This window comes from Mumia xiangluensis (assembly GCF_010994095.1).
Classification (GTDB): Bacteria; Actinomycetota; Actinomycetes; order Propionibacteriales; family Nocardioidaceae; genus Mumia; species Mumia xiangluensis.
On the sequence record NZ_WJYO01000001.1, the window covers coordinates 252933 to 275411 of the forward strand.

23 protein-coding genes are annotated in these 22479 nt (G+C 72.2%); 7 read left to right on the plus strand and 16 right to left on the minus strand.

The genetic code is table 11. The features are described from left to right. Positions 1 to 22: 22 nt before the first annotated feature. Both GH747_RS01110 and GH747_RS01115 read right to left on the minus strand, forming a co-directional pair. Positions 23 to 961 (minus strand): hypothetical protein, encoded by a 939-nt coding sequence (locus GH747_RS01110; RefSeq protein ID WP_149767474.1) that lies wholly within the window; start codon positions 959 to 961, stop codon positions 23 to 25. Continuing rightward, positions 958 to 1560: an RNA polymerase sigma factor gene (locus GH747_RS01115; protein WP_149767476.1), complete on the minus strand. Its 603-nt coding sequence runs from the start codon at positions 1558 to 1560 to the stop codon at positions 958 to 960. The genes GH747_RS01110 and GH747_RS01115 overlap by 4 nt, the downstream gene beginning before the upstream one ends. Before the next feature lie 67 nt (positions 1561 to 1627). On the opposite strand from GH747_RS01115, the gene GH747_RS01120 reads away from it, so the two are divergent. Together GH747_RS01120 and GH747_RS01125 are read left to right on the plus strand one after the other, a co-directional pair. After that, complete coding sequence (locus GH747_RS01120) at positions 1628 to 2167, plus strand: hypothetical protein (RefSeq protein ID WP_149767478.1); 540 nt, start codon at positions 1628 to 1630, stop codon at positions 2165 to 2167. Between the two features lie 132 nt (positions 2168 to 2299). Beyond that, the gene (locus GH747_RS01125; RefSeq protein WP_149767480.1) at positions 2300 to 3034 is read left to right on the plus strand and encodes an SDR family oxidoreductase; all 735 of its coding nucleotides are present in this window, start codon (positions 2300 to 2302) and stop codon (positions 3032 to 3034) included. A 28-nt stretch (positions 3035 to 3062) separates the two neighbouring features. On the opposite strand, the gene GH747_RS01130 is transcribed toward GH747_RS01125, so the two are convergent. From GH747_RS01130 to GH747_RS01145, 4 genes are all read right to left on the minus strand, one after another. Next, positions 3063 to 4922 (minus strand): thioredoxin-like domain-containing protein, encoded by a 1860-nt coding sequence (locus GH747_RS01130; RefSeq protein WP_149767482.1) that lies wholly within the window; start codon positions 4920 to 4922, stop codon positions 3063 to 3065. Next, a complete protein-coding gene (gene erm / locus GH747_RS01135) occupies positions 4919 to 5710 on the minus strand; it encodes a 23S ribosomal RNA methyltransferase Erm (protein WP_149767484.1) in 792 nt (263 codons plus the stop codon). Before erm ends, GH747_RS01130 begins: the two co-directional genes overlap by 4 nt. A 211-nt stretch (positions 5711 to 5921) precedes the next feature. Then, on the minus strand, positions 5922 to 6578 hold the full coding sequence (locus tag GH747_RS01140) for a response regulator (RefSeq protein ID WP_149767486.1): 657 nt from the start codon (positions 6576 to 6578) through the stop codon (positions 5922 to 5924). Then, on the minus strand, positions 6575 to 7684 hold the full coding sequence (locus GH747_RS01145) for a sensor histidine kinase (RefSeq protein WP_149767487.1): 1110 nt from the start codon (positions 7682 to 7684) through the stop codon (positions 6575 to 6577). Before GH747_RS01145 ends, GH747_RS01140 begins: the two co-directional genes overlap by 4 nt. Before the next feature lie 131 nt (positions 7685 to 7815). On the opposite strand from GH747_RS01145, the gene GH747_RS01150 reads away from it, so the two are divergent. Next, positions 7816 to 8745: an ATP-binding cassette domain-containing protein gene (locus GH747_RS01150; protein ID WP_149767489.1), complete on the plus strand. Its 930-nt coding sequence runs from the start codon at positions 7816 to 7818 to the stop codon at positions 8743 to 8745. Beyond that, on the plus strand, positions 8742 to 9611 hold the full coding sequence (locus GH747_RS01155) for an ABC transporter permease (RefSeq protein WP_149767491.1): 870 nt from the start codon (positions 8742 to 8744) through the stop codon (positions 9609 to 9611). The genes GH747_RS01150 and GH747_RS01155 overlap by 4 nt, the downstream gene beginning before the upstream one ends. Positions 9612 to 9624: 13 nt before the next feature. On the opposite strand, the gene GH747_RS01160 is transcribed toward GH747_RS01155, so the two are convergent. The 3 genes from GH747_RS01160 to GH747_RS01170 are packed head-to-tail and all read right to left on the minus strand — an operon-like array spanning position 9625 to position 11629. Next, complete coding sequence (locus tag GH747_RS01160) at positions 9625 to 10284, minus strand: SanA/YdcF family protein (RefSeq protein WP_149767492.1); 660 nt, start codon at positions 10282 to 10284, stop codon at positions 9625 to 9627. A 39-nt stretch (positions 10285 to 10323) separates the two neighbouring features. Next, positions 10324 to 11220: a hypothetical protein gene (locus GH747_RS01165; RefSeq protein WP_149767494.1), complete on the minus strand. Its 897-nt coding sequence runs from the start codon at positions 11218 to 11220 to the stop codon at positions 10324 to 10326. After that, positions 11201 to 11629 carry a hypothetical protein gene (locus GH747_RS01170; protein ID WP_149767496.1) on the minus strand — a complete coding sequence of 143 codons (429 nt, stop codon included), beginning with the start codon at positions 11627 to 11629 and terminating at the stop codon, positions 11201 to 11203. The genes GH747_RS01165 and GH747_RS01170 overlap by 20 nt, the downstream gene beginning before the upstream one ends. Before the next feature lie 145 nt (positions 11630 to 11774). Between GH747_RS01170 and GH747_RS01175 the strand changes: the two genes are divergently transcribed. Genes GH747_RS01175 through GH747_RS01185 form a run of 3 tightly spaced genes read left to right on the plus strand, consistent with a single transcriptional unit; the run spans position 11775 to position 14083 of the window. Next, on the plus strand, positions 11775 to 12578 hold the full coding sequence (locus GH747_RS01175) for a maleylpyruvate isomerase family mycothiol-dependent enzyme (RefSeq protein ID WP_149767497.1): 804 nt from the start codon (positions 11775 to 11777) through the stop codon (positions 12576 to 12578). Further along, positions 12575 to 13528: an oxidoreductase gene (locus GH747_RS01180; RefSeq protein WP_149767499.1), complete on the plus strand. Its 954-nt coding sequence runs from the start codon at positions 12575 to 12577 to the stop codon at positions 13526 to 13528. Before GH747_RS01175 ends, GH747_RS01180 begins: the two co-directional genes overlap by 4 nt. Before the next feature lie 57 nt (positions 13529 to 13585). Next, positions 13586 to 14083 carry a GNAT family N-acetyltransferase gene (locus GH747_RS01185; protein WP_149767501.1) on the plus strand — a complete coding sequence of 166 codons (498 nt, stop codon included), beginning with the start codon at positions 13586 to 13588 and terminating at the stop codon, positions 14081 to 14083. A 9-nt stretch (positions 14084 to 14092) separates the two neighbouring features. Here GH747_RS01185 and GH747_RS01190 read toward each other — a convergent pair whose 3' ends face one another. The 7 genes from GH747_RS01190 to GH747_RS01220 all read right to left on the minus strand — a co-directional run bounded on the left by GH747_RS01190 (position 14093) and on the right by GH747_RS01220 (position 22432). Beyond that, on the minus strand, positions 14093 to 15415 hold the full coding sequence (locus tag GH747_RS01190) for an MFS transporter (protein ID WP_228552722.1): 1323 nt from the start codon (positions 15413 to 15415) through the stop codon (positions 14093 to 14095). Continuing rightward, positions 15412 to 16104, minus strand: coding sequence for a GntR family transcriptional regulator (locus GH747_RS01195; protein ID WP_149767503.1), 693 nt, complete (start codon positions 16102 to 16104; stop codon positions 15412 to 15414). The genes GH747_RS01190 and GH747_RS01195 overlap by 4 nt, the downstream gene beginning before the upstream one ends. Before the next feature lie 51 nt (positions 16105 to 16155). Further along, the gene (locus tag GH747_RS01200) at positions 16156 to 17640 is read right to left on the minus strand and encodes a hypothetical protein (RefSeq protein ID WP_149767505.1); all 1485 of its coding nucleotides are present in this window, start codon (positions 17638 to 17640) and stop codon (positions 16156 to 16158) included. Positions 17641 to 17784: 144 nt separating this feature from the next. Continuing rightward, entirely contained in the window at positions 17785 to 19218 is a 1434-nt protein-coding gene (locus GH747_RS01205) for a dihydrolipoamide acetyltransferase family protein (protein ID WP_149768624.1), read from the minus strand. Between the two features lie 5 nt (positions 19219 to 19223). Beyond that, on the minus strand, positions 19224 to 20207 hold the full coding sequence (locus tag GH747_RS01210) for an alpha-ketoacid dehydrogenase subunit beta (RefSeq protein WP_149767507.1): 984 nt from the start codon (positions 20205 to 20207) through the stop codon (positions 19224 to 19226). Continuing rightward, positions 20204 to 21313: a pyruvate dehydrogenase (acetyl-transferring) E1 component subunit alpha gene (pdhA, locus tag GH747_RS01215; protein WP_149767509.1), complete on the minus strand. Its 1110-nt coding sequence runs from the start codon at positions 21311 to 21313 to the stop codon at positions 20204 to 20206. Before pdhA ends, GH747_RS01210 begins: the two co-directional genes overlap by 4 nt. A 186-nt stretch (positions 21314 to 21499) precedes the next feature. Further along, positions 21500 to 22432, minus strand: a complete 933-nt coding sequence (locus tag GH747_RS01220) for an alpha/beta hydrolase family protein (protein WP_149767511.1) — start codon at positions 22430 to 22432, stop codon at positions 21500 to 21502. Between the last annotated feature and the right edge of the window lie 47 nt (positions 22433 to 22479).

The following is a 22479-nucleotide window of genomic DNA, read 5'->3' on the forward strand; positions in this document are numbered from 1 at the left end:
CTTTCGTAGCGACGAACGCCCGTCACGGGAGGCAGGTGGAGGGGCCGGCGGCGGACGTCGCGAGCTGGCAGAGGTCCCAACCGCGGTCGTCGGTACGAGTCGTGCCGGGACTGCGGGTGATCCCGCCACCGTCCTCCTGGTCCCCCGGAGCGTCCAGCAGGGTGCCGTCGTGGCCGACGACCTGCGTCTCGAGCGAGAGCGCGTGCGCTCCTCGGAGCGCGGTCGGCGCGACCCGCGCCTGGACGAACACGTAGCGGCCGACCGCGCGGGCCACGTGCCACGGGCCAGGCACGCCGTCGACGACGAAGCGCTGACGGACGGCGGCGACCCGCTCGTCGACCTCGTACGTGGCACCGTTGCTGCCGACGGCGTAGCCGCCCGGTCCGTCGGTCGGGATCGCCGGATGCGTCGCATCAGTGTGGTTGTCGGCCGACTTGCTGCCGCGCCCGCCCATGCTGGCGACACCGTCGACGGCACGGAGGGCGCCCGCCTTCGTCAGGGTGGCCTCGCACCCAAGCGTCTCGCCAGTCTCCGAGTCCTTCACGATGACGATCGCCGTGGCGGCGCGGCCCCGGAGCAGCGATCGCTGGACCTGGGCCGAGAGCACCTCTGACGCGACGATGGTCGCGCTGCGGCCGATCGAGGTCACGCACTCCGTGGCGACCGCAGCAGCCTGATCGGGTGGCAGGTCGCGGATCCAGAGCTCGACGTCGGCCGGCTGCCCAGAGGCCACCGACGGGGCCGCGACCGACGGCACCGACGGCGGTGTGCCGACCGGGTCGTCCCCGGCGTAGCCGAGGCTGAGGCCGATCACGGTCGCCGCGGCCACGGATGCCGCGACCGGCGCTGCCCAGCGCAGCGCCGGCGTGCTGCGACGACGCGGCGGGGACGTGGCGAGGATCCGCGCGACACGCTCGTCCTTGTCCGGGAGCAACCGCTCGGGCGGAAGGTCGATCCTCATGCCAGTTCCTCTCGTCGCACGATCACGGGCTGCTCGCCGAGGCGCGCACGGGCGCGGGCGAGGCGGGACTTGACGGTTCCGACCGGGACGTCGAGCGCGTCCGCGGTCTCCTGCATCGAGCAGCCGGACCACCACACGAGCTCGACGACCGCGCGCTGCCCAGCGGGAAGGCGGTCCACGACAGCCCGGATCTGACGCATCCGGCGCTCGCTGTCGACGTCGGCCGCGACCGCGTCGGCGTGGTCTCGGCTCACCTCGTCGACCGGGACCTTGCGCCTCAGGGCTGCGAGCCGACGCGTGCCACGCAGCGCGTTGGCGCACTCCTTCGACGCCATCGCGAGCAGGACCCCGCGCGCCGACTCGCCCCGCAGCTCCTCGACCCTGCCGACCCGCACCCGGCGCCACAACGCCAGGAACGTGGCCTGAGTGACGTCGTCGGCGGTCGCCCAGCACGCCACCCGCCGGAAGGCGAAGTTGTAGACCTCGTCGCCGTACCGCGCGAACAGCGCAGCGAACGCGCGCTCGCTCCCCGCCCGGAGCTCGTCCCACGTCCCACGGTCGGTGTGCGAGTCGCGACGGGGTCCATCAAGGCTGCTCACACCCAGAAGAGTCCACCATCGACCGGCGGGTTCCCTCGTCCGGGCGTGCACGGCCTACCCTCGGGTCATGCCGTCGCGCGCGTGGTACGGAGTCGGGCTTGCCCTGGCGGTGATCGGCATCGTCGGGGCGGTGCTGCTCGGCCTCGCGGCCGTCGGCGTCGCCCGGAACGCCGAGGTGACGTCGCTGCCGCCGGACGGGTCACTCAACGTGCCGGTCAACCGGTTCGCCGTGTGGGTCGAGGCGGACGTCCCTGCCGGCAGCACCGGAGCCGATCTCGGCGTCACGTGCGACCTTCTGCCTCAGGGCGGAGCGGTGATCGAGGTGCCGGCGTTCCGCAACCAGTCCGCGTCGGTCGGCGACTGGCACCTGGTCGCCCTCTCGGCCACCGACAGCACGAGCGACTGGGCAGGCGTTCCCGCGACCCTGTCGTGCGAGTCGACGGACCCGCGGCTGGCCGACGCGACCTGGGGCACCGGCAAGCAGCCGCAGGTCCTCGGGGTGCTCGCGCTGTCGCTGGGCGCCCTGGCCATCGGTGTCGGCGGTGTCGTCGTCGGAGCCCTCGCGGCGCTGCTCGTGTGGTTCCTGAGGCGACCGCGGCGAGCCTAGTCCGCCGTCGTCCGACGCAGGAAACGCGGCGTCCGATTGCCGCCAGCAGGCCATGCCTGCCGATGCTGGGATGGAGGTCGCGCCGCGATAGACCAGGGCCGCGGCGCCCACCTCTCCGAAAGGACGTCGTCCATGAAGGTTGCGCTCATCACCGGCGCCAACAGGGGGATCGGCTTCGCCACCGCACGCCTCCTCGCGAAGCACGACCACCACGTGATCGTGGCCTCGCGCAACCCTGCGGCCGGCGAGGAAGCGGCGCAGCGCCTGGCTGAGGAAGGTCACTCCGCCAGCAGCCTCGCCCTGGACGTCACCGACCCGACCCAGATCCGGTCAGCGGTGGCGGACGTCAGCGAACGGTTCGGCCACCTCGACGTGCTGGTCAACAACGCTGGCATCCTCCCCGAGGCGACCGAGGCCGAACCGGGGAGCGACATGGACGTCGCGATGTTCGAGAAGACCTTCGCCACCAACGTGTTCGGGCCCGTCGCCGTCTCCTCCGCCTTCCTGCCGTTGCTGCGCGAGAGCACGGCCGGCCGGATCGTGAACGTCTCGAGCACGATGGGGTCGCTGACCGACCAGTCCGACCCCGAGTCTCCGTACTACCCGATGATGGTGCCGGCCTACCGGGCGTCGAAGGCCGCGCTGAACAACGTCACGGTCGCGCTGGCCAAGGCGTTGGCGCAGACCCCGGTCAAGGTCACCTCCGTGTGCCCCGGATGGGTTCAGACCGATCTCGCTCCCGGCAACCGCCAGCAGGCACCCACGCCCTCCGAGGTCGCGGCCGAGGTGGTCGCCGCCGCGGCCACGCTTCCCGAGGACGCCGCGTCGGGCACCTTCGTCGACGCCCACGGGACGGTGCCGTGGTGAGCGGCGGCGAACCCCGCCGTCGACGGGCCTAGCTCGCCCCGCCGAGCGGCAGGTCGATGCGGGCGGCGCCGTCGTCGGTCAGGCGGACCGGCACTCCCCAGTCCTGCTGGTGGACGTGGCACGCTGCACCGACCTCGTCGCCGTCGTCGCACGAGGCCGCCATCGCCGCCACGTGGAGGACACCGTCACCGACGGCCGGGTCGAGGACGAGACGTCGTACGAGGCCGGTCCCGCGGCCTTCTCCCTCACGGATCAGCGCCGGCGGCGTCGAGGTGACGACGAGGCGGGTCGCGGGGCCGTACCGCTCATCGAGGTGCTGGCCGGGCGGCGGCGTGAACGCGATCGAGAGCTCGACCTCGCCGCCGCGGACCTCGGTCGTCGGTCGTCCCGTGGTGTGGCTCGTCCCGGTGGCCCGCGCCGACGCGCCCAGCGCCACCCGCGTCAGCCGGTGCGCCGCCGACTCGACGACCAGCAGCACGTCGCCGTCGAGGAGCAGGCCCGACGGCTCCGCGAGACCGGTGGCGAGCGTGCTCACGATCTCGGTACGAGGGTCGTAGCGGCGTACGGCGCCGTTGTAGGTGTCCGCGATCGCCACCGAGCCGTCCGGCAGCGCGGCCAGCCCGAGAGGATGCTGCAGCAGCGCGTCGGCGGCGGGTCCGTCCACGAACCCGAAGTCGAACAGGCCCTTCCCGATCACCGTCTCGACGACGAGACCGGCGTCCCGCTCGACGATGCGCCGCAGCGCGCTCGCCTCCGGGTCGGCGAGCCACAACGTGTCGCCGTCGGGCGCGAGACGCGACGGCTGCGAGAACCACGCCTGCGCAAGCGGCCCGTCGACCAGCCCTTCGTTGGTCGTGCCCGCGACCACCTCGACGTCGCCGGTCGCCGGGTCGTACGTCCAGAGCTGATGGATGCCGGCCATCGCGATCCATACCCGGTCACGCCACCAGGCGACGTCCCACGGGGAGGACAGCGACGTGGTCCCGTCGCCCTGCATCCACTGGCGTCCGTCGCCGGCCAGGACCTGAGTCTCACCGTCCGCGAGACGTAGTCCGACGAGCTGATGGGCGAGGGTGTCGGCGACGACGACGTCGTACGCTGCCGCCTCCCGCACGTGCTCGGGCAGGAGGACCAGGCCGTTGGGCTCGCGGAAGCCCTCGTACCGCCGCACGACGGTGTCGCCGTCCAGCTCAGTCCCCGACGCGAGCGAGAGCTCAGTCCCCGACGCGAGCGAGAGCTCAGTCCCCGACGCGAGCGAGAGCTCAGTCCCCGACGCGAGCGAGAGCTCGACGAGACTCCCGCTCCCCGCATCAGCAACCAGCACAGACCCTGACTCGAGCCGGATCGCGGTCGCCGGGAAGCGGAGGTCTCCCGCCTCTGGGACGGGAGCGACGTACGGGGAGCGGCCCCGCGTCAACGTGCCGCGGGCCTCGTACTCCCCCATCACCTCGCCCAGCAGCGCGTCGATGGCGTGGACGTGCCCCTCACCGGCGTACTGCGCGATGACGTAGCCCTCAGGATCGATCAGCACCAGCGTCGGCCAGGCACGCGCGGTGTACGCCTGCCAGGTGGTGAGCTCCGGGTCGTCGAGCACCGCGTGCGTGATGCCGTTGCGCGCCACCGCGGAGGCGAGCGCGTCGGCATCGGCCTCGTGGGCGAACTTCGGCGAGTGCACGCTGACGACGACCAGCGCGTCGGCGTACTTCTCCTCCAGCGGGCGCATCTCGTCGAGGACGTGCAGGCAGTTGATGCACCCTGACGTCCAGAAGTCCAGGACGACGAACCGGCCGCGGAGCAGCCCGAGGTCGAGGTCCTCCCCACCCGTGTTCAGCCAACCGCGGCCTACCAGCTCGGGCGCCCTCACACGGGCACGACGCTTCTCGCTCACCCTTGAAGCCTAGGCACGGGTGCCCGCGGCCCGACCACCGACCACAGCGACGCCCACTGCTGAGGCGTGAGGTCCCTCGGCAGGGCATCACGTGTCACTCCTGCGGCTCGCAGTGCGTGCCGCACCTCACCGGTGTGTGACCCGCTTGCCCGGACGAGGATCTGCTCCAGACCCGAGCCGCGGCCGGTGAAGGCCGCCTTGACGAACGCTTCGTACGGCGCTCGCTGGCGTGCGGGGACGAGCGGGCGTCCTCGGCGCTCGACGACGAGGATCCCGCCGTCGACACTCGGCACGGGCCTGAAGTGCCGGGCGGGCACGCGCTGGTGCAGCCGGAACTCGAACCACGGGGCGCTCTGCGCCGTCATCATCGTGCTCCCGCCGACCCCGGCTCGCTTCCGTGCCACCTCCCACTGCGTCAGGAGGATGCCGTGGCGCCAGCCGGGCGATCTGAGCAGGCGCCGGAGAATCGGTGTGGTGAGGTGGAACGGGACGTTGCCGACCACCACGGGACGATCGAGCCGGACGTCGAGCGCGTCCGCGTGACGCACCGTGACGGACGGCAGCCGGGACCGGAGCCGCTCGACGCGCCGCCGGTCGAGGTCGACCGCGGCCAGCTCGCGGCCCAGGCGCGCGAGCGGGTACGTGAGAGCGCCGTCGCCGCAGCCGATCTCGAGGATCGGCCCGTCGGTGGCACGGACGAGCGCGACGATCCGGTCGATCGTCGGACGGTGGTGGAGGAAGTTCTGGCCGAGCTCGTGCCGGCCGCCGTGCGGTGTGCGTGATCGCAAGAGAGCGCTCCAACCGGAGAGGAGAGGAGCACCCGGACGTGGGTCGTTCGACGCGCTGCCGGGTGCGAGGGCATCCGGAGGACGGCGCGGAGGAAGAAGGACGCGCCGTCAGGCTCGGCGGGGGCGCACCACGAGAGTGCACGCGCGAGCCAGCGCGGGAGTCGTACTCATGCGCGACACCGTACGCGGGACGGCGACGACCGTCATCCGGTTATCCGTCAGCCCGCAGGCCGGACTCGATCGCGAACACCACGAGCTGCGCCCGGTCGCGCGCGTGGAGCTTCACCATCGCGCGGCTGACGTGCGTGCGGACCGTGTCCGGACTGACCACGAGCGCGTCGGCGATCTCGGAGTTGGAGCGGCCGGTCGCGACCCAGCCGAGGATCTCGCGCTCCCTCTCGGTGAGGTCGTCGAGCCGCGGGTGCGGGCGGGCCGCGGCGGACGAGCCGCTGAACCGCTCGATCACCGTGCGCGTCACCGACGGGGCGAGCAGGGACCCGCCCGCGGCCACGACGCGGATGCCGTCGAGCAGCGCCGCCGGCTCCGCGTCCTTGAGCAGGAACCCGCTGGCCCCGTGCCGCAGCGCCTCGAAGACGTACTCGTCGAGCTCGAAGGTCGTGAGCATCACGATGCGTACGCCGTCCAGCGCGGCGTCGCCGTTGACCTCCGCGAGCAGCGCGAGCCCGTCGAGCACCGGCATCCGGATGTCGCACAGCACCACGTCGGGTGTCGTCCGGCGGATCAGCGCGAGCCCTTCGCGCCCGTCCGCGGCCGAGCCGACGAGCTCGAGCCCGTCCTCGGCGTCGATCAGGGTCGCGAGTCCCATCCGGACGAGCGGCTGGTCGTCGACGAGCGCGACCCGGATCACGGCTCCTCCGGCAGCGTCGCGCGGACGCGGAAGCCCGCGCCGCCGGCCGGACCCACGTCGAGCACGCCGCCGACCTCACCGACGCGTGCGCGCATGCCCGTGATGCCCATGCCCTCATCCTGGCCGGAGGACGGTCCACCGCGCCCGTCGTCGCTCACCGTCACCTCGAGCGCGCGGTCGATGCGGGCGAAGGCGACCACGGCCCGGGTCGCGCCTGCGTGCCGCAGGACGTTGGTCAGTGCCTCCTGCACGACCGCGTACACGACCTCGCCGCGACGGTCGTCGACGTCGTCCAGGTCGCCGGTCCTCACGACCTCCAGCCCGCCTGCGCGGACCCGGTCGAGCAGCGCGTCGAGGTCGTCGATCCCCCGTGCGGGTCGGCGTACGGCCTCGGTGCCGGACATCCGCCCGAGCTCGGCACGCAGCGCGTCGAGCGACTCACGGCTCGTCGCGCGGATCGCCTCGATGCTCTCGCGTGCCTTCGCCGGATCGCGGTCGAGCACGTGCAGAGCGACCCCCGCCTGCATCGCGATCACCGCGAGGCCGTGGCCGACCCCGTCGTGCAGGTCCTGCGCCATCCGCAGCCGCTCCTCGGTCGCAGCGCGGGCGCTGCGGTCGACGCGCGAGGACTGCAGCTGGCTCACGGCGGTGGCGACTGCACCGGCCGCGGCGACCACGGCGAGCAGCCCGATGGCCTGCCACACCTCCTGCGTCCGCTGCCCGTCGGTGGCGAGCATCCGGATGACGAGCGAGACCGCGGCGACGAAGGCGGCGCCGACGGCCCAGGGCACCCAGCGGTGCGACGTGGCGCGCACCGCGACCACGAACGTCACGGTCGGGAGCGCCAAGAAGATCGGCCCGTCCGCGAAGCCCGCCCCGAGGTAGACGGCCGTGCAGACCCCGCTCGCCGCGAGCGCGACGTCCGCACGCCAAGGGAGGACGGCGGGAAGGACGGCGAGCACGGCAGTGAGAGTGGCTCCGACGACCTCGCCGTGGCTGGAACCCAACTCCCGGTTGGACGCGACCGTGCCGAGCAGCACGACGATCACCACGGTCCACGGCCACCAGCCGGGAGCGTGGACCAGGTCGGTGCGTCGGTCGCTCACGGGCCGAGGATAGACCGCACCGAGCACTGCGGCGTACGACCACGCGAGGCTCCTCCGTACGCAGATCCGCGTACGCAGGAGCCGCGTCAGGGCGGACGACTGGTGGCGCCGCGGCGACGACCGTGGAGGTCATGGACGATCTGGTGGTACAGACAGACGGGCTGACCAAGAGGTACGGCGAACGACTCGCCGTGGACTCGGTCAGCATGACCGTACGGCGGGGCGAGGTCTACGGATTCCTCGGCCCGAACGGGGCCGGCAAGACGACGACCCTGCGGATGATGCTCGGACTGATCCGGCCCACGGCCGGCACGGCGAGCGTCCTGGGCCGGCCTGCCGGTCGCCCCGACGTGATCGCCAGGGTGGGGGCGCTCGTGGAGGGGCCGGGGTTCTTCCCGTACCTGTCCGGGCGCGACAACCTGCGGACGATGGCCCGCTACCGCGGCCTCGGCGACGACGCGGTCGATGCCGCACTGGCCCGCGTCGACCTCACCGACCGTGCGGGCGACAGGTTCAAGGCGTACTCGCTCGGCATGAAGCAGCGGCTCGGTGTCGCCTCTGCGCTCATGGGCGAGCCGGAGCTGATCGTGCTCGACGAGCCGACGAACGGTCTCGACCCGGCCGGCATGGCCGACATGCGTGCCCTCGTGGTGTCGCTCGCGCGCGGCGGGCAGACCGTGCTGCTCTCGAGCCACCTCCTGGCCGAGGTCCAGGAGATCTGCGACCGTGTCGGTGTCATCAACGGCGGCCGGCTGCTGCGCGAGGCGCGGGTCGACGAGCTGCGTGGCGAGGCCACGTTGCGGGTTCGCGCGACGCCGGAGGATGCGGCGATCGCGGTCGCGATGCGTGTTGCTGGCGAGGACGCCGTACGCCGGACCCCGCACGGCCTCGAGCTCGGGCTCCCGGCGTCGGCCGCACCCGCGCTCGTCCGCGACCTGGTCACCGCGGGCGTCGACGTCCATGAGGTGTCCCCCACCGAGCGCAGCCTCGAAGAGGTCTTCTTCGAGATGACCACCACCGCACCGACCAACGCTGTGCCGACGGAAGCGAGAGTCTCATGACCGCAGTGATCGACAACCCGATGACGCGAAGCACGCGGGCGGAGCTGCTCCGCCTGCGCAAGTGGCCCGCCGTGTGGGTGACCGTGGCCGTATGGGTCGCGCTAGCCCTGATGTTCGGCTACCTGTTCCCCTACCTCTCCTACCGGACGGGTGACCTCAGCTTCGCCGGCGACGGCGACACCCGGGCGCAGCTGCTCGTCGAGATGCTCCCGGCCGCGCTCCCGACCGTGCTCGTCCAGGGACTGCCGATGTTCGGCGGCGCGCTGGCCCTGGTGCTCGGCGCGATCGTGGCCGGCAACGGCTACGGCTGGGGGACGTGGAAGACGGTCTTCACCCAGGGTCCGTCGCGGCCGACCACGGTGGGTGGCTCGCTCGTCGCCCTCACCATTGCCGTCGTCGGCATCCTCGCGCTGACCCTGGTGCTGTTCACCGGCGTCTCGCTGGTCGTCGCGGGTGTGGAGTCCCAGGCGGTCACGTGGCCCGCAGCCGGGGCGCTGCTCGAGTCGTTCGGTGGCGGCTTCCTGGTGCTCGAGATGTGGGCGCTGCTCGGATACACCCTCGGGACCGTGGCCCGTGGCCCGGCCCTGGCGGTCGGCCTCGGCCTGGTCTGGGCCCTGGTCGTCGAGAACCTCCTCCGCGGGGTCGGCGCGCTGCTCGGCCCCGTCGAGGCGGTGACCGAGGTCCTCCCGGGGACCGCGGGGGGCTCGCTCGTCGGCGCGCTCATCGACGTCTCGGCCAACCCGAACGAGACTCCCGGGATCCTCGACGTGCTCTCGGGCGGGCAGGCGCTGGTGACGGTGACGGCGTACTGCGTCGGGCTCGTGGTCCTCGTGCTCGTCCTCGTACGGCGCCGCGACGTCGCCTGATCGACGTCGGCCGTCAGGGCTTGGCCCAAGAGGCGCGGCCGTCGCCGGTGATGGGGATCTCGGGGCCGAGCAGGACGTCCGGGCGGAGCGTCGCCTCGCCGAAGCCGCGGACGCGGGCGAGCACCTCGCGCGCGCTGACCCGGAGGCGGTTCGCGTCGCCGACGGCGAGACCCCGGACCTCCATGCCGGCGGCGCGACCGAGGTCCACGGCGCGCGCGACGTGGAAGTCCTGCGTGACGACGACGGCGCTCTCGACGCGGAAGACGTCGCGGGCGCGGCGCATCGTGTGCCACGTGCTGCGGCCGGCGTAGTCGGTGAAGACGTCGTCGGGCGGCACACCCGCGCCGAGGACGGCATCGCGCATCGCGTCCGGCTCGTTGTACGCGTGGGTGCGGTTGTCCCCGGACACGAGGACCTTGTCGACCGTCCCCGCGCGATAGAGCGCGACCGCGGCGTCGACGCGCTGCTGGACGACCGCACCGAGCCGGCCGTCGGGGAGGACCCACGACCCCGGCACGATCGCGACCTGCGCGTGCGGCAGGGTGTCGGGGTCGTCGGTGACCTGGTCGTCTGTCCGCTTCACCACGACGGCGTTCGCGGTCGCGACCACGAGCGTGCCCGACAGCGCGACCGTGCCGGCGACGATGAACAGGCGGCGACGCAGGCGACTCATGCCGGTCAGCGTAGGCGATGACCTTCGCGCTCGACTGCCTCAGCAGGTGCCGGCGAGCTCGCCGACCGAGTCCGCGGGGCGGACGTCGAGGCGCACGGCGTCGCTGCGCGGCACCAGGAAGGCGCTCCCTGTCTCGTGGGTCCACGACTGGGGAAGGAGGACGTACTGGTCGCCGGCCTGGAGGAGGAGGACGAGCCCGGCGTAGCGGACGCGGTAGGCCGGGTCCACGGACGTGCAGACCGTGAGGTCCACCTCGTCGGCGGGGATGCCCAGGCTCTGGGCGCTGAAGAGCACGACCGACGGGGCGGTGCCGAGCCCCTCGACGATCTGCCGGGCCCGCTCCCGGCCGACGGCGGCGGAGTAGTCGGCGGTCGCCCAGAACAGGCCGAGCGCGACGATGACGAACAGCACGACGAGCTCGACCGCACGTGCCCGCCGCTGCGCAGTCGTACGGCGGGGGACGCGGCCGCGGACCACGAAGGCGAGCACGAGCACACCGCCGATGAGGCACAGCGGCGCGACCGCCACGCCGTCGAGCACCGCCCGGCCGAAGAGGCCGAGCAGACCGTTCGCCAGCAGCAGGAGCCCGACCACGATGGCGACGGGCGGCAGCCATGTGCGCGCGAGCAGCCAGCGGAACGGCCCGGGCACGACGAGCGCGCACCAGCTGCCGGCCAGGCCCACGAGTGCGACCACGGCGACCGGGACGAAGAGTCCGTCCTGCGCACCGAGGAGGTAGTCGGTCGTGCTGAGCCCCAGCACGGTCGGGTTCAGGCCGAAGTAGCCGAACAGCGCCGTCGCACGCGACCAGCCGAAGAAGAACAGCAGCCCGGTGAGGACCGTGACCGGCGCGACGACCTGGGCCAGGATCCGCGTCAGCCGCGAGACGTCGAGGGTCTCGCTCCCCTCCTCGGCATCAGTCTCCGGTGCTGCCATCGGAGGTCTCGCCGCCGTCGTCGGTCTCCTCCGGCGTCTCCGTCTCCTCGGTCTCCTCGCCGCCGCACGAGTCGTCCGCCTTCACCGTCACGGTCGAGCCCTCGTCGACCTGGCCGCTCGACGGGTCGAAGCCCTGGAAGCAGGTGCCGTCCTCCCAGACGAGGTTCACGCAGAGGTCGCCACCACACGCGTCCTCCCACACGCCGGTGATCCCGTCGCGGATGTCGTCGATCGGCTGGCCGGGATCGGGGATGCTCGGTACGTCGACCGGAGAGGCCGGTGCACCGTTGCCACCGTTGCCGCCGTTGCCGCCGTTGCCGTCACCGTCACCGTCGCCGTCACCGGCGCCTTCGCAGCCGGCGAGGAGCAGCAGCCCCAGCGCCAACGCGGCCAGGCATCGTCGCACCATGTCGTCCGCCTCCCAGCACGAGAGGGGGGATGCAGCGAACGTAGCAACGCGGCCGGTCCACCGCATCGTCGATTGCCTCGGTGAACGGGGACGATCGTAGGAGGGCAGGGGCGCAGGGACCACGGCGTCCCCTAGGCTGCCGCGCATGGATCTCTCGTTGTACGTCGCTGGCTGGGCGGAGTCGGCCGAACGAACCCTCTCACTTCTGGACGGCCTCCCCACCGACGCGTGGACGGCACCCACCGGGTGCCCGGGGTGGACCGTGCGCGACGTCGTCGCCCATCTGGCCGCACTCGAGTCCGAGCTCGCCGGGACCGGTCGTGGCGGCCCCAGCGGCGCCGCGAGCAACGGGGGCGAGGTCAGCGCCGCGTACACGGAGGCCGGCGTCGACCAGCGCGCCGACATGTCGCCGACGGAGCTCGTCGAGGAGTTCCGCACCGCGTACACCGCTCGGCGGGCCGCGCTCGAGACGCTCCCGGACGACCCGAAGGCGATGGCCGAGGGCACCCCGGGCGGCATCGCGTGGAGCAACGAGGTGCTCCTGCGCAACCGCCTCATCGACATGTTCGTCCACGAGCAGGACATCCGGAGCGCTGTCGGGCAGCCAGGCGGCTACGACGGGCGGGCCGCCGTGATCGTCGTGAGCGGGTTCCTGCTGGCGCTCCCCTACGTGCTCGCCAAGAAGCTGAAGGCCGAGACAGGCACGGCGCTCGTCCTCGAGATCAGCGGCCCGGTGAACCGTACGGTGACCGTCGAGGTCGGCGAGGACGGCCGGGGCCGCCTCCACGACGGGGCGTCGGACGACCCTGCCGCACACCTGAGCATGACCACCGAGACGTTCGTCGACCTCGTCGCCGGTCGCGAGATCCTGCGGCCGGTGTCGATCACGTGGACCGGCGACTCGTCGCTGGTCGGCGACGTCCTCGCCGAGATCGCGATCACGCCGTGACCGACCGCCGCGGCGCCCGCTGGACCACCGAGGACATCGGCGACCTCCACGGTCGTACGGTGCTGGTGACCGGCGTGACCGGCGGCCTCGGGGCCGAGGTCGCCTACCAGCTCGCCCACCACGGAGCGCGCGTCGTGGCCACCGGACGTGACTCCGCCCGCCTCGAGGAGGCGTTGAACGCGCTGCGGCACGGCGTCCACGACGCCCAGGCCTTCGGCGTACGCCTCGATCTCGCGGACCTCGACTCGGTCGCCGCCGCCGCGTCCGAGATCGCCGAGCGGTTCGGACGGATCGACGTCCTCGTCAACAACGCCGGCATCATGGCGGCGCCGTACCGCACGTCGCCCCAGGGGTTCGAGCTCCAGATGGCGACGAACCACCTCGGGCACTTCGCCCTCACCGCGCGGCTGTGGCCCACGCTCGTGGAGAGCCGCGCTCGGGTCGTCTCCGTGTCGTCGTTGATGCACACGTTCGCCCGCAGGATCGACTTCCGCTCGCTCGAGCCCGGCGCGCCGATCACGAAGTACGACCGCTGGTCCGCGTACGCGCAGTCCAAGCTGGCCAACCTGCTCTTCATGCGCGAGCTGGCGCGTCGCACCCGTGATGCCGGTGTCGGCGTCACGAGCGTGGCGGCGCATCCCGGCTACGCGCTGACCCACCTCTCGCAGTCGGGCCTCCAGCTCGGCGGCCGGAGCTTCCAGGGGATCGCTGTCCACCAGGTGAGTCGTGCCATCGGGCAGTCGGCGGCAGCAGGGGCGTGGCCCATCGAGCGCGCCGCGACGGATCCGGGCCTGACCAGCGGCGCCTACGTCGGCCCCTCGAACCTCCGCCAGCTCCGTGGGCACCCGAAGCCGGTCGGCATGACGTCGACGGCACGTGACCTCGACCTCGCGGCGCGTCTGTGGGCTGCCTCCGAGCGGGCCGCCGGCCTGACGTTCGCGGCGACCTGACCCGAGGGCCCCATGGGTTCTCACCCATGGGCGCCTCTCAGCGGTTAGGCTCCGCCCATGCTCGTACGCCGGATCGCCCCCGCCGACCTCGATGCCGTCCTCGCGCTCAACCAAGGTGCACCCGAGGGCGTCGGCTCCCTGACGATGGCACGGCTCGAGGAGATCCTTGGGTTCGCCGAGCAGGCTGTCGTCGTCGCCGACGCGGAGGGAGCGGTGGCCGGGTTCGCGCTCACGCTGCCGCCCGGCACGGCGTACGACAGTGTCAACTACCGCTGGTACGCCGACACCCTGACCGACTTCGCCTACCTCGACCGCGTCGTCGTCGCGCCCGCGTTCCGCCGGCGCGGGGTCGCCACGATGCTCTACAACGTCCTCGAGGAGCGGGCTCGCGTCCACGACGTCATGGCGCTCGAGGTCTACGTCGAGCCGCGCAACGACGCGTCCCTGGCGTTCCACGGCTCCCGCGGCTACGCCGAGATCGGCCGCCTCGACCAGCTCGACGGCAAGAAGGTCGCGCTGATGACGAAGCAGGTCGGACGGCGTACGGCGGGCTGACGCCGACGCTCAGACGCTGACGGCGTCGCCGCGGCGGATCGCCTCGAGGCGTTCGGGTGCGGTCTCGGCGAGCTTGCGGCGGATCGCGCGCCGGTGCCGCAGGATCATCGTCGAGCCGACCGCCCACGGGATCGCCTGCACCGCCATCGCCCACCGGAACGCACCCGACGAGTACGCGTCGGCGCCGGACGGGGTAAGCAGATCGAGCACGATGCCGATCGCGAGCATTGTCAGCAGCGAGGCGATGAAGCCTCCGGTGTTCACGAGCGAGGTCGCGAGGCCTGCCCGCTCGGCGCTGCCGAGGGTCCGGACGAAGTCGAAGCCGACGATCGACGCCGGACCACCGACGGCCGTCACGACCACCAGCACCACCAGCAGCCATGCGGGCGCGTCGCCGGGCCACAGCAGCACCACCGCCCAGGTCACTGCGATCGCCGCGATGATCGTGAGGGTCGTCGTCGACCGGTGGTACGGCCGGCGCGCGGTGATCCAGCCGAGCATCGGGCCCACCGCCATGGTCGCGACGGTCAGCACGGTGAGCAGCATCGCCGCGAACGCCGGACTCGTGTGCTCGCCGCGGACGAAGAACGGGTAGCCCCACAGCAGCGCGAGCACAGTGCCGCTGAACTGCGTGGAGAAATGGGTCCAGAAGCCCAGCCTCGTGCCGTCGTCGCCCCAGGCGTCCCGGATCCGGCCGCCGAGTCCCCGCAGCTCCAGCGGCGGACCGAGCCGCCGCCGCGAGCCGGGCGCGTCGTGGACCACGACCAGCAGCAGGACCGCGAGGACGACGCCCACCGCCGCGGTGACGAGGTAGGCACGCGACCACCCGAGGTGATGCAGCGCCCAGGTCATCGGGACGGCAGCGACGATCGTGCCGAGCTGGCCGGTGATGCCCGTGAGCTGCGTCATCATCGGGACCCTGCGTGGTGCGAACCAGTTCGCGACCAGGCGCAGCACGCACACGAACACCATCGCGTCGCCGGCGCCGACCGCGATCCGGGCGGCGAGCGCGACCGGGTACGACTCGGCGAACGCGAACACGACCTGCGCCGCGCTCAACGTGACGACGCCGGTGAGGATCACCGACCGTGGGCCGAACCGGTCGAGCGCGAGGCCGACCGGCACCTGCATCCCGGCGTAGACGACGAGCTGCAGCACCGCGAACGTCGACAGCTGAGCCGCGCCGATCCCGAACCGGTCGGTGGCATCGAGACCGGCGACGGCGAGGGACGACCGGTGGAAGACGGCGAGGCCGTAGACCGCGAGCGCGACGATCCACACCGCGTACGGGCCGCGCCGCAGACCCAGGCGGCGGGAGATGCGCGCGATCACGCGAGCGCTCCGAACCCGAGCACGGCGTGCCGGCTGCTGGCGAGGTGGGCGTCGACCGCGGCGACGAAGGCATCGAGGTCGTCGCCGGCGATCAGGCGCGCCAGCTCGCGGTGGTCGCGTACGGCACTCTCCATGCGCTCGGGCGACATCCCCATCGCAGCGGCGTTGACCATCATCTGGCGCTCCCGGAGGCTGCCGTAGAAGCGGGACACGTGCGCGTTGCCCGCAGCGTCGACGACGACCTCGTGGAACTGGCGATCGGCAGCGGTGAACCCTGCGAGGTCGCCGTCGGCGCGGTGCTGCTCCGCCGCGTCCACGAGGGCGTCGAGGTCTGCGCGGATCCGGGCGCCCGCCGGGAACGCGCGCGGCGCCGCCCACTGCTCCACCAGCGCGCGCGCCTCCCACACGGAGTCCGCCTCGGCACTGGTCACCGGAAGGACGATCGCGCCCTTCTTCGGGTAGATGCGCACGAGGCCCTCGGTCTGCAGGCGCAGCAACGCCTCGCGGACCGGCGTACGGGAGCATCCGAGCCGCTCGGCGAGTGCGACCTCACCGAGCTCCTCCCCGCCGGGGAGCTCACCGACCAGGATGGCGCGCTTGAGCGACGCGTACGTCCGCTCGGTCGCAGACGTCTTCGTCGGAACGGAAGCAGAGGCGGAGGGCGCAGGATCGCGCGGTGATGCACACATGTTGCATACATGATGCCAGCAGGCGGAAGGCTACCCCGTGACCGGGTCGGATCAGACGACGCGGAGGTCGTCGACGCGACCGCCCTGGGCGAGCCACCACCGGGCACCCGCACGCATGCCCGGCGAACGGCTGCGGTCCTTCGCCAGCACCGACAGGATCGGGTCCTGCTGCATGCCCGCGGCGAACAGGGCGGCTGCCGCGACGCCGAGGTCCGCGTGGTCGACGAGCTCGCCGACACCCGGGGCCGGCCCGCCCGGCACGTGCGCGAGGGCGATCAGCGTCTGACGGAGGTCGACGCCCGGAAGACCGAGCCGCGTGATGAGGCAGTCCCGCTCCGCCTTGCTCACGAGGTACGGAAGGACTCCCGGCGCACCGTCGAAGCACCGGTTGGGCTGGGTCTGCTCGACGAGGACCTCGCCGAGCGCGGCAGCGTACGGACTGCGGGCGAGGACCAGTGCGGACTGGTGTCGCACGTCGTGGCTGGTGGCGTTGTAGGCGTCCTCGATGATGGCGCGGCCGACCGGGTCGACCTCGCGACCCGTGAACGCCTCGATGCGGGCCGTGGCACCCCGCACCGCGGTGGCCAGCAGCGTGGCGCGGTTGGTCGCGGAGCCGGCGACTCCTCGGGGTCGGGTCGGGAAGAGCTGCGGCCGCAGCCCGCGGAGCCGATCTGCCGTCGGCTGCGGGAGGACCTCGAGGAGCGGACTGATCCGCAGGAGCGCCCCCTCGTTGCTGCCGTCGAAGATGATCTGGGCGAGCTGCGCCTCGAGCGCAGCCATCGACGCCGGCGTCACCTCGTGGCGGCTCAGCTTGCGGTGCAGGCCCCACGTCGCGCCGAGCTGGAGCTGCGCCGAGGGCTGCGTCAGCAGCGAGATGAGCGTGTTGACCGCCTTCTCCGCGCGCACGTCGGCGATGAGCACGACCGGGACGAGCGTGGCCTGGGCGTCCGGGTCGATCACCTGACCGCCGACGGCGCGCATCGTCCGGGCCTGGAGGTGCGGGACCTCGATGAGGCGTCGCAGCGCCTCGAACCGCGTGACGAGCGCGAGCCCGTTGGCGCGGGACGCCTCACTGACGAGCTGGTGGATCAACGCGTCGAGCGCGTCGACCTGCGACTCCGGCACGGCGTCCGCCGCGGCGAGGCAGCCGGCCCACTCGAACCAGTCCACACCCTCGACGGCGGCCCCTTGGACCGCGCTGAAGGCAGCCGCCAGCATCTCGTCGGAGACGGCGACGCTGCGCGCGGGCGGTCGTGCTCCCCACGAACGGGCGATGCCTTCGCACAGCGCCGTCAGGCCCGCACGCGGCAGGCCGAGGATCTCCTCGTACGACGTGAGGACGGACTCGGGCACGCGCAGGCGCCCCGACTCCCAGCGACTCACCCGGGACGCGTCGGCGCGATGCCCGTGCTGGGCGAGCACCTCTGCGAACGGCTGAAGCTTGCGCAGGTCGGCGTCGGGCGACATCAGCCGCCACTGACGCAGCAACCATCCGACGCGTTCGTACGCGCTGACCTCTCTGGATTCGGCAGCCACCGGATCACCCCTTCGCCCCCCGGCACCGGTCATCAGGCGAAACGTAACGACTCGGCATCAGGCTCGGCAGGAAATCCCAGGAACTGGCGTAATCCCGCCACCTGACGCACTTGCGCTAGTGGTGACGATGTGACACAGGGTCGCTCAGAGGACCAGCGCGTTGGCGGGATCCTCCAGCAGCCGTCCGACGTCCGCGAGGAAGCGGGATCCCTGCTCTCCGTCGACGACCCGGTGGTCGAACGACACCGCGAGCGTCGTGACCCACCGGGGCACGATCTGCTCGTCGACCACCCACGGCCGCCGGTTGATCGCGCCGAAGGCGAGGATCCCGGTCTGTCCGGGGACCAGGATCGGGGTGCCCGCATCCACGCCGAAGACACCGACGTTGGTGATGCTGAACGTCCCTCCTGCGAGGTCGGCGGGCTGCGTCTTGCCGGCACGCGCGGTCTGGACGACCTCACCGACCGCCTCGGCGAGGCCGCGCATCGGCAGACGGTCGGCATCTCGCACGACGGGGACGAGAAGGCCGCGCGGCGTGGCCGCCGCGATGCCCAGGTTGACGTCGTGCTTGAGGACGACTTCCTGGCGCGCCTCGTCGAGGGTCGCGTTCATCTCCGGGGTGCGCCGCAGCGCGAGGCAGACCGCCCTGATCACGAGGAGGAGTGGCGAGACCTTGACGTCGGACAGCGCACGGTCGGCACGCAGCCGGTCCAGCAGCTCCATCGACGCGGACACGTCCACGGTCAGCCACTCGGTCACGTGCGGCGCGGTGAACGCCGACGCCACCATCGCCTCGGCGGTCGCCTTGCGGACGCCCTTGACCGGCACGCGGGTCTCACGGCCGTTGCCTCCGCCGGTCTCCCCACCCCCGCTGGTCGAGGCGACTCCACCCCCGCTGGTCGAGGCGGCCTCCCCACCCCCGCTGGTCGAGGCGACGGAGTCGATCGAGACCCCGCCCCCACCGATCTGCTTCGCATACGCCTCCACGTCCGGGCGTCGCACGATCCCGCCGTCGCCCGGCGGGACCTCGCGCAGATCGATGCCGAGATCCTTGGCGAGCTTGCGCACGGGGGGCTTGGCGAGCGTACGGAGGGTCGCGGGGTCTCGATCGCTTCGCGCCTCGACCAGCGGGGGTGGAGTCGCCTCGACCAGCGGGGCCGGCTCGACCGGCGGGGCCGGGGACGTCGCGGGCGGCGTCGGCGCCGACCTGCGGCGCCTGCGTACGGTCTCGCGCTCACGCGGCCCGTATCCCACCAGCGTGGCGACCGGCGGCGCCTCGATCGACTCCTCGACCGGCCGCGGTGGGGGCGTCGCCTCGCCCTGCGCCTCGTCGGCGACGCCGTCGGACACCGCGATGATCGGCGTGCCGACGGCCACCGTCTCACCCTCGGCCACCAGGAGCGCCGTGACGACCCCTGCGTACGGCGTCGGAAGCTCCACGATCGACTTGGCCGTCTCGACCTCGCAGACGATGTCGTTGACCGCGAGCGTGTCGCCGACCGCGACGTGCCACGAGACGATCTCGGCCTCGGTCAGACCCTCGCCGGGGTCGGGCAGCTTGTACTCGTTCGTCGTCATCGCGCTCACCACGCCAGGCTGCGGTCGACAGCGTCGAGCACCCGGTCGAGATCGGGGAGCCAGGCCTCCTCGACACGGCTCGGCGGGTACGGCGTGTCGTACCCTCCGACGCGCAGGACCGGCGCCTCCAACGAGTAGAAGCACTCCTCGCTGATGCGCGCGGCGATCTCGGCACCCATCCCGAGGTTGCGGTGCGCCTCGTGGACGACGACGGCGCGGCCGGTCTTGCGGACCGACTCGTGCACCGGCCCCATGTCGAGGGGCGAGAGCGTGCGCAGGTCGATGACCTCGAGGTCGAGACCGTCGGCGAGCCCAGCCTCCGCGGCACCCATGGCGACGGAGACGGCCGGCCCGTACGCGAGGACGGTCGCGCTGGTCCCCGGGCGTACGACCTGGCTGGAGAACAGCGGCGTCGGCGTGGCCTCGACGTCGATCTCCGCCTTGGTCGAGTGGTAGAGCCGCTTGGGCTCGAGGAACACGACCGGGTCCGGCGACGCGACGGCCTGCTGGATCATCCAGTACGTGTCGCGCGGGTTCGAGCACGCGACGACCTTGAGGCCGGGCGTGTGCGCGAACTGCGCCTCCGGGCTCTCGGAGTGGTGCTCGACGGCACCGATCCCGCCGCCGAACGGGATGCGGATCACGATCGGCATCCCGACACGTCCACCGGAGCGGTAGCGGTACTTCGCGACCTGGCTGACGATCTGGTCGTACGCGGGATAGACGAACCCGTCGAACTGGATCTCGACCACCGGCCGGTAGCCGCGCAGCGCGAGGCCCACCGCCGTGCCGAGGATGCCGGACTCGGCGAGCGGTGTGTCGATGACCCGCTCGTCGCCGAAGTCCTTCTGGAGGCCGTCGGTGATCCGGAAGACTCCGCCGAGCCGGCCGATGTCCTCGCCCATCAGCACGACCTTCGAGTCGTCGTCCATCGCGCGCCGCAGGCCTGCGTTGAGCGCCTTGGCCATGCTCATCGTCGTCGCGGTCATCGGGCCACCTCCGTCTCGAGGCTCGCGGACCAGGAGCGGAACTCCTCCTGCTCGGCGGCGAGCTCCGGCGTCTGCTCGGTGAAGACGTTGCCGAACAACGTGGTGGGGTCGGGATCCGGCAGTGCGCGGACCTCAGCACGCAGTCGGACGCCCAGCTCCTCCGCCTCGGCCTCGATGTCGGTGAAGAACGCCTCGTCGACCGCGTTGACCCGGCGCAGGTAGGCGCGCACCCGCTCGAGGGGGTCGCGCAGCTTCCAGCGCTCCACCTCGTCGGAGTGGCGGTAGCGGGTCGGGTCGTCGGTCGTGGTGTGCGCGCCCATGCGGTAGGTGAACGCCTCGATCAGGCTGGGGCCGCTTCCTTCGCGAGCCCTCTGGAGCGCTTCCGTCGTCACCGCGTGGACGGCGAGCACGTCGTTGCCGTCGACCCGCACCCCGGGGAACCCGAAGCCGGCTGCCCGCTGGTAGAGCGGCACGCGGGTCTGCCGCGTGGTCGGCTCGGAGATCGCCCACTGGTTGTTCTGGCAGAAGAAGACGACGGGGGCGTTCATCACCGCCGCGTACACGAAGGCCTCGTTGACGTCGCCCTGGCTGGTGGCGCCGTCGCCAAAGTACGCGACGACGGCCGCGTCACGGCCTGCCTCGCCGGTGCCGACCGCGCCGTCGCGCTGGATGCCCATCGCGTACCCGGTCGCGTGGAGCGTCTGCGCGCCGATCACGATCGTGTAGAGGCCGAAGTTGTGCTCGTCGGGGTCCCACGTGCCCTGGTCCGTGCCGCGGAAGAGGCGCAGCAGCGCCATCGGGTCGACGTCGCGGCACCACGCGACGCCGTGCTCGCGGTAGGTCGGAAAGGCGAAGTCCTGCGGGGCGAGCGCGCGGCCGGAGCCGATCTGCGCGGCCTCCTGGCCGAGGAGCGAGGCCCAGATGCCGAGCTCGCCGTGGCGCTGGAGCGCCGTGGCCTCGGTGTCCACGCGACGGGTGAGGACCAGGTCGCGGTAGAGCGCGGCGATCGTCTGGTCGTCACCGTCGAAGCGGTAGTCGGGGTGCTCGACTCGCTCTCCCTCGGGGGTGAGCAGCTGGACGAGCGGGGGGTCGACAAGGTCGGCCATGAGCACTCCTCGCGTTCGCGGCGCGGGGTCTCCGCAGCCGACGGATCTGAGACGTGGCACGCCGACCGGACGGTGTTTGGGCGTACGAGCCACGAGATGTGAGCGGGCTCACATCGTGCAGCCAGGTTAGCACCGCGACCACAGGATCCCGGACGGCAGGCCTACCGTCCGGGACCCCGTACGACGTCAGCCGATCGTGGTGCTCACCGTGACACCGGCATCGGCCGCGTCACCGCTCGAGTAGACGTAGTCGGCGGCGGCGGCGTCGCCGAGCTGCGCCTTGAGGAACTGCGCGGCCCAGCGCGCGGTCGTGTCGATGCTGGCGGCCTGCGAGACGGCCTGGGCGCTCGTCTCGGCCTCGGCGCCCGAGGGGCTCTGGACGTTCGTGATGCCGTAGTGGTTCACCCCGGCGACGCGGACGATCTGCTTGGGACCGTTCTCGAGCGCGGCGTACGACGCCTCGGCGTCGGCCGGCAGGGCCATGCCGTCGGCGGCACCCTGGACGAGCTGGACCGGGATCTGGTTGTCCATGCTCGCCGTGTTGCCGAACAGCGGGGACTTGTTGTTGGTCCCGAACAGCGAGGCGGCCTTCACCTCACCGGGGAGCGAGTAGCCGAGCGTCGTGCAGAACGGGATCCCGCACGACTCCTCCGCGACGCCGAGCGCGGCGGCGCCGCCGAAGGAGTGCCCGAGCAGGACGAGCGTGTCGGTGTCGATCTTCCCGGCGAGCGGCGACGAGGTCCTGGCGTTCTCGTCGTCCATCCACTCGAGCGCCTCGGCAGGCATCTTCTGGGACGGGTAGTAGTTCTGGTCGAAGAACACGAGGCGCTTGTGGTTGGGCACCACGACGACGAAGCCGTACGAGGCGACGGCCTTGGCGTACTCGGCGTAGTACATCCGGTGGACCTTCGCGCCCTGCATGAGAAGGGCGACGGGAAGCTCACCGGTGGCACCGGCCGGGTAGTAGACGTCGGCGCCGTCGTTGGTCACCTGGGTGGAGTAGTGCGCCACACCGGTCGCGGCGTTGGCGGTGGCGTTCGTGCCGGCGAGGACGGCCCCGCTGGCGGCTGCGGTCAGCGCTGCGGCGAGGGCGAGGTGGGCAGTACGTCTCAGACGCATGGGATCCCCTGTTTCCTTGTTTCGGAACGGCGTTCCAAGTTGTGTGC

Coding starts and splice junctions, on each gene's coding strand:
- GH747_RS01150 (WP_149767489.1), top strand. CDS start 7,816: ATGGACGATCTGGTGGTACAGACAGACGGGCTGACCAAGAGGTACGGC.
- GH747_RS01165 (WP_149767494.1), bottom strand. CDS start 11,220: ATGGCAGCACCGGAGACTGATGCCGAGGAGGGGAGCGAGACCCTCGAC.
- GH747_RS01185 (WP_149767501.1), top strand. CDS start 13,586: ATGCTCGTACGCCGGATCGCCCCCGCCGACCTCGATGCCGTCCTCGCG.
- GH747_RS01160 (WP_149767492.1), bottom strand. CDS start 10,284: ATGAGTCGCCTGCGTCGCCGCCTGTTCATCGTCGCCGGCACGGTCGCG.
- GH747_RS01205 (WP_149768624.1), bottom strand. CDS start 19,218: ATGACGACGAACGAGTACAAGCTGCCCGACCCCGGCGAGGGTCTGACC.
- GH747_RS01210 (WP_149767507.1), bottom strand. CDS start 20,207: ATGACCGCGACGACGATGAGCATGGCCAAGGCGCTCAACGCAGGCCTG.
- GH747_RS01220 (WP_149767511.1), bottom strand. CDS start 22,432: ATGCGTCTGAGACGTACTGCCCACCTCGCCCTCGCCGCAGCGCTGACC.
- GH747_RS01170 (WP_149767496.1), bottom strand. CDS start 11,629: ATGGTGCGACGATGCCTGGCCGCGTTGGCGCTGGGGCTGCTGCTCCTC.
- GH747_RS01120 (WP_149767478.1), top strand. CDS start 1,628: ATGCCGTCGCGCGCGTGGTACGGAGTCGGGCTTGCCCTGGCGGTGATC.
- GH747_RS01155 (WP_149767491.1), top strand. CDS start 8,742: ATGACCGCAGTGATCGACAACCCGATGACGCGAAGCACGCGGGCGGAG.
- GH747_RS01175 (WP_149767497.1), top strand. CDS start 11,775: ATGGATCTCTCGTTGTACGTCGCTGGCTGGGCGGAGTCGGCCGAACGA.
- GH747_RS01195 (WP_149767503.1), bottom strand. CDS start 16,104: ATGTGTGCATCACCGCGCGATCCTGCGCCCTCCGCCTCTGCTTCCGTT.
- GH747_RS01110 (WP_149767474.1), bottom strand. CDS start 961: ATGAGGATCGACCTTCCGCCCGAGCGGTTGCTCCCGGACAAGGACGAG.
- GH747_RS01125 (WP_149767480.1), top strand. CDS start 2,300: ATGAAGGTTGCGCTCATCACCGGCGCCAACAGGGGGATCGGCTTCGCC.
- pdhA (WP_149767509.1), bottom strand. CDS start 21,313: ATGGCCGACCTTGTCGACCCCCCGCTCGTCCAGCTGCTCACCCCCGAG.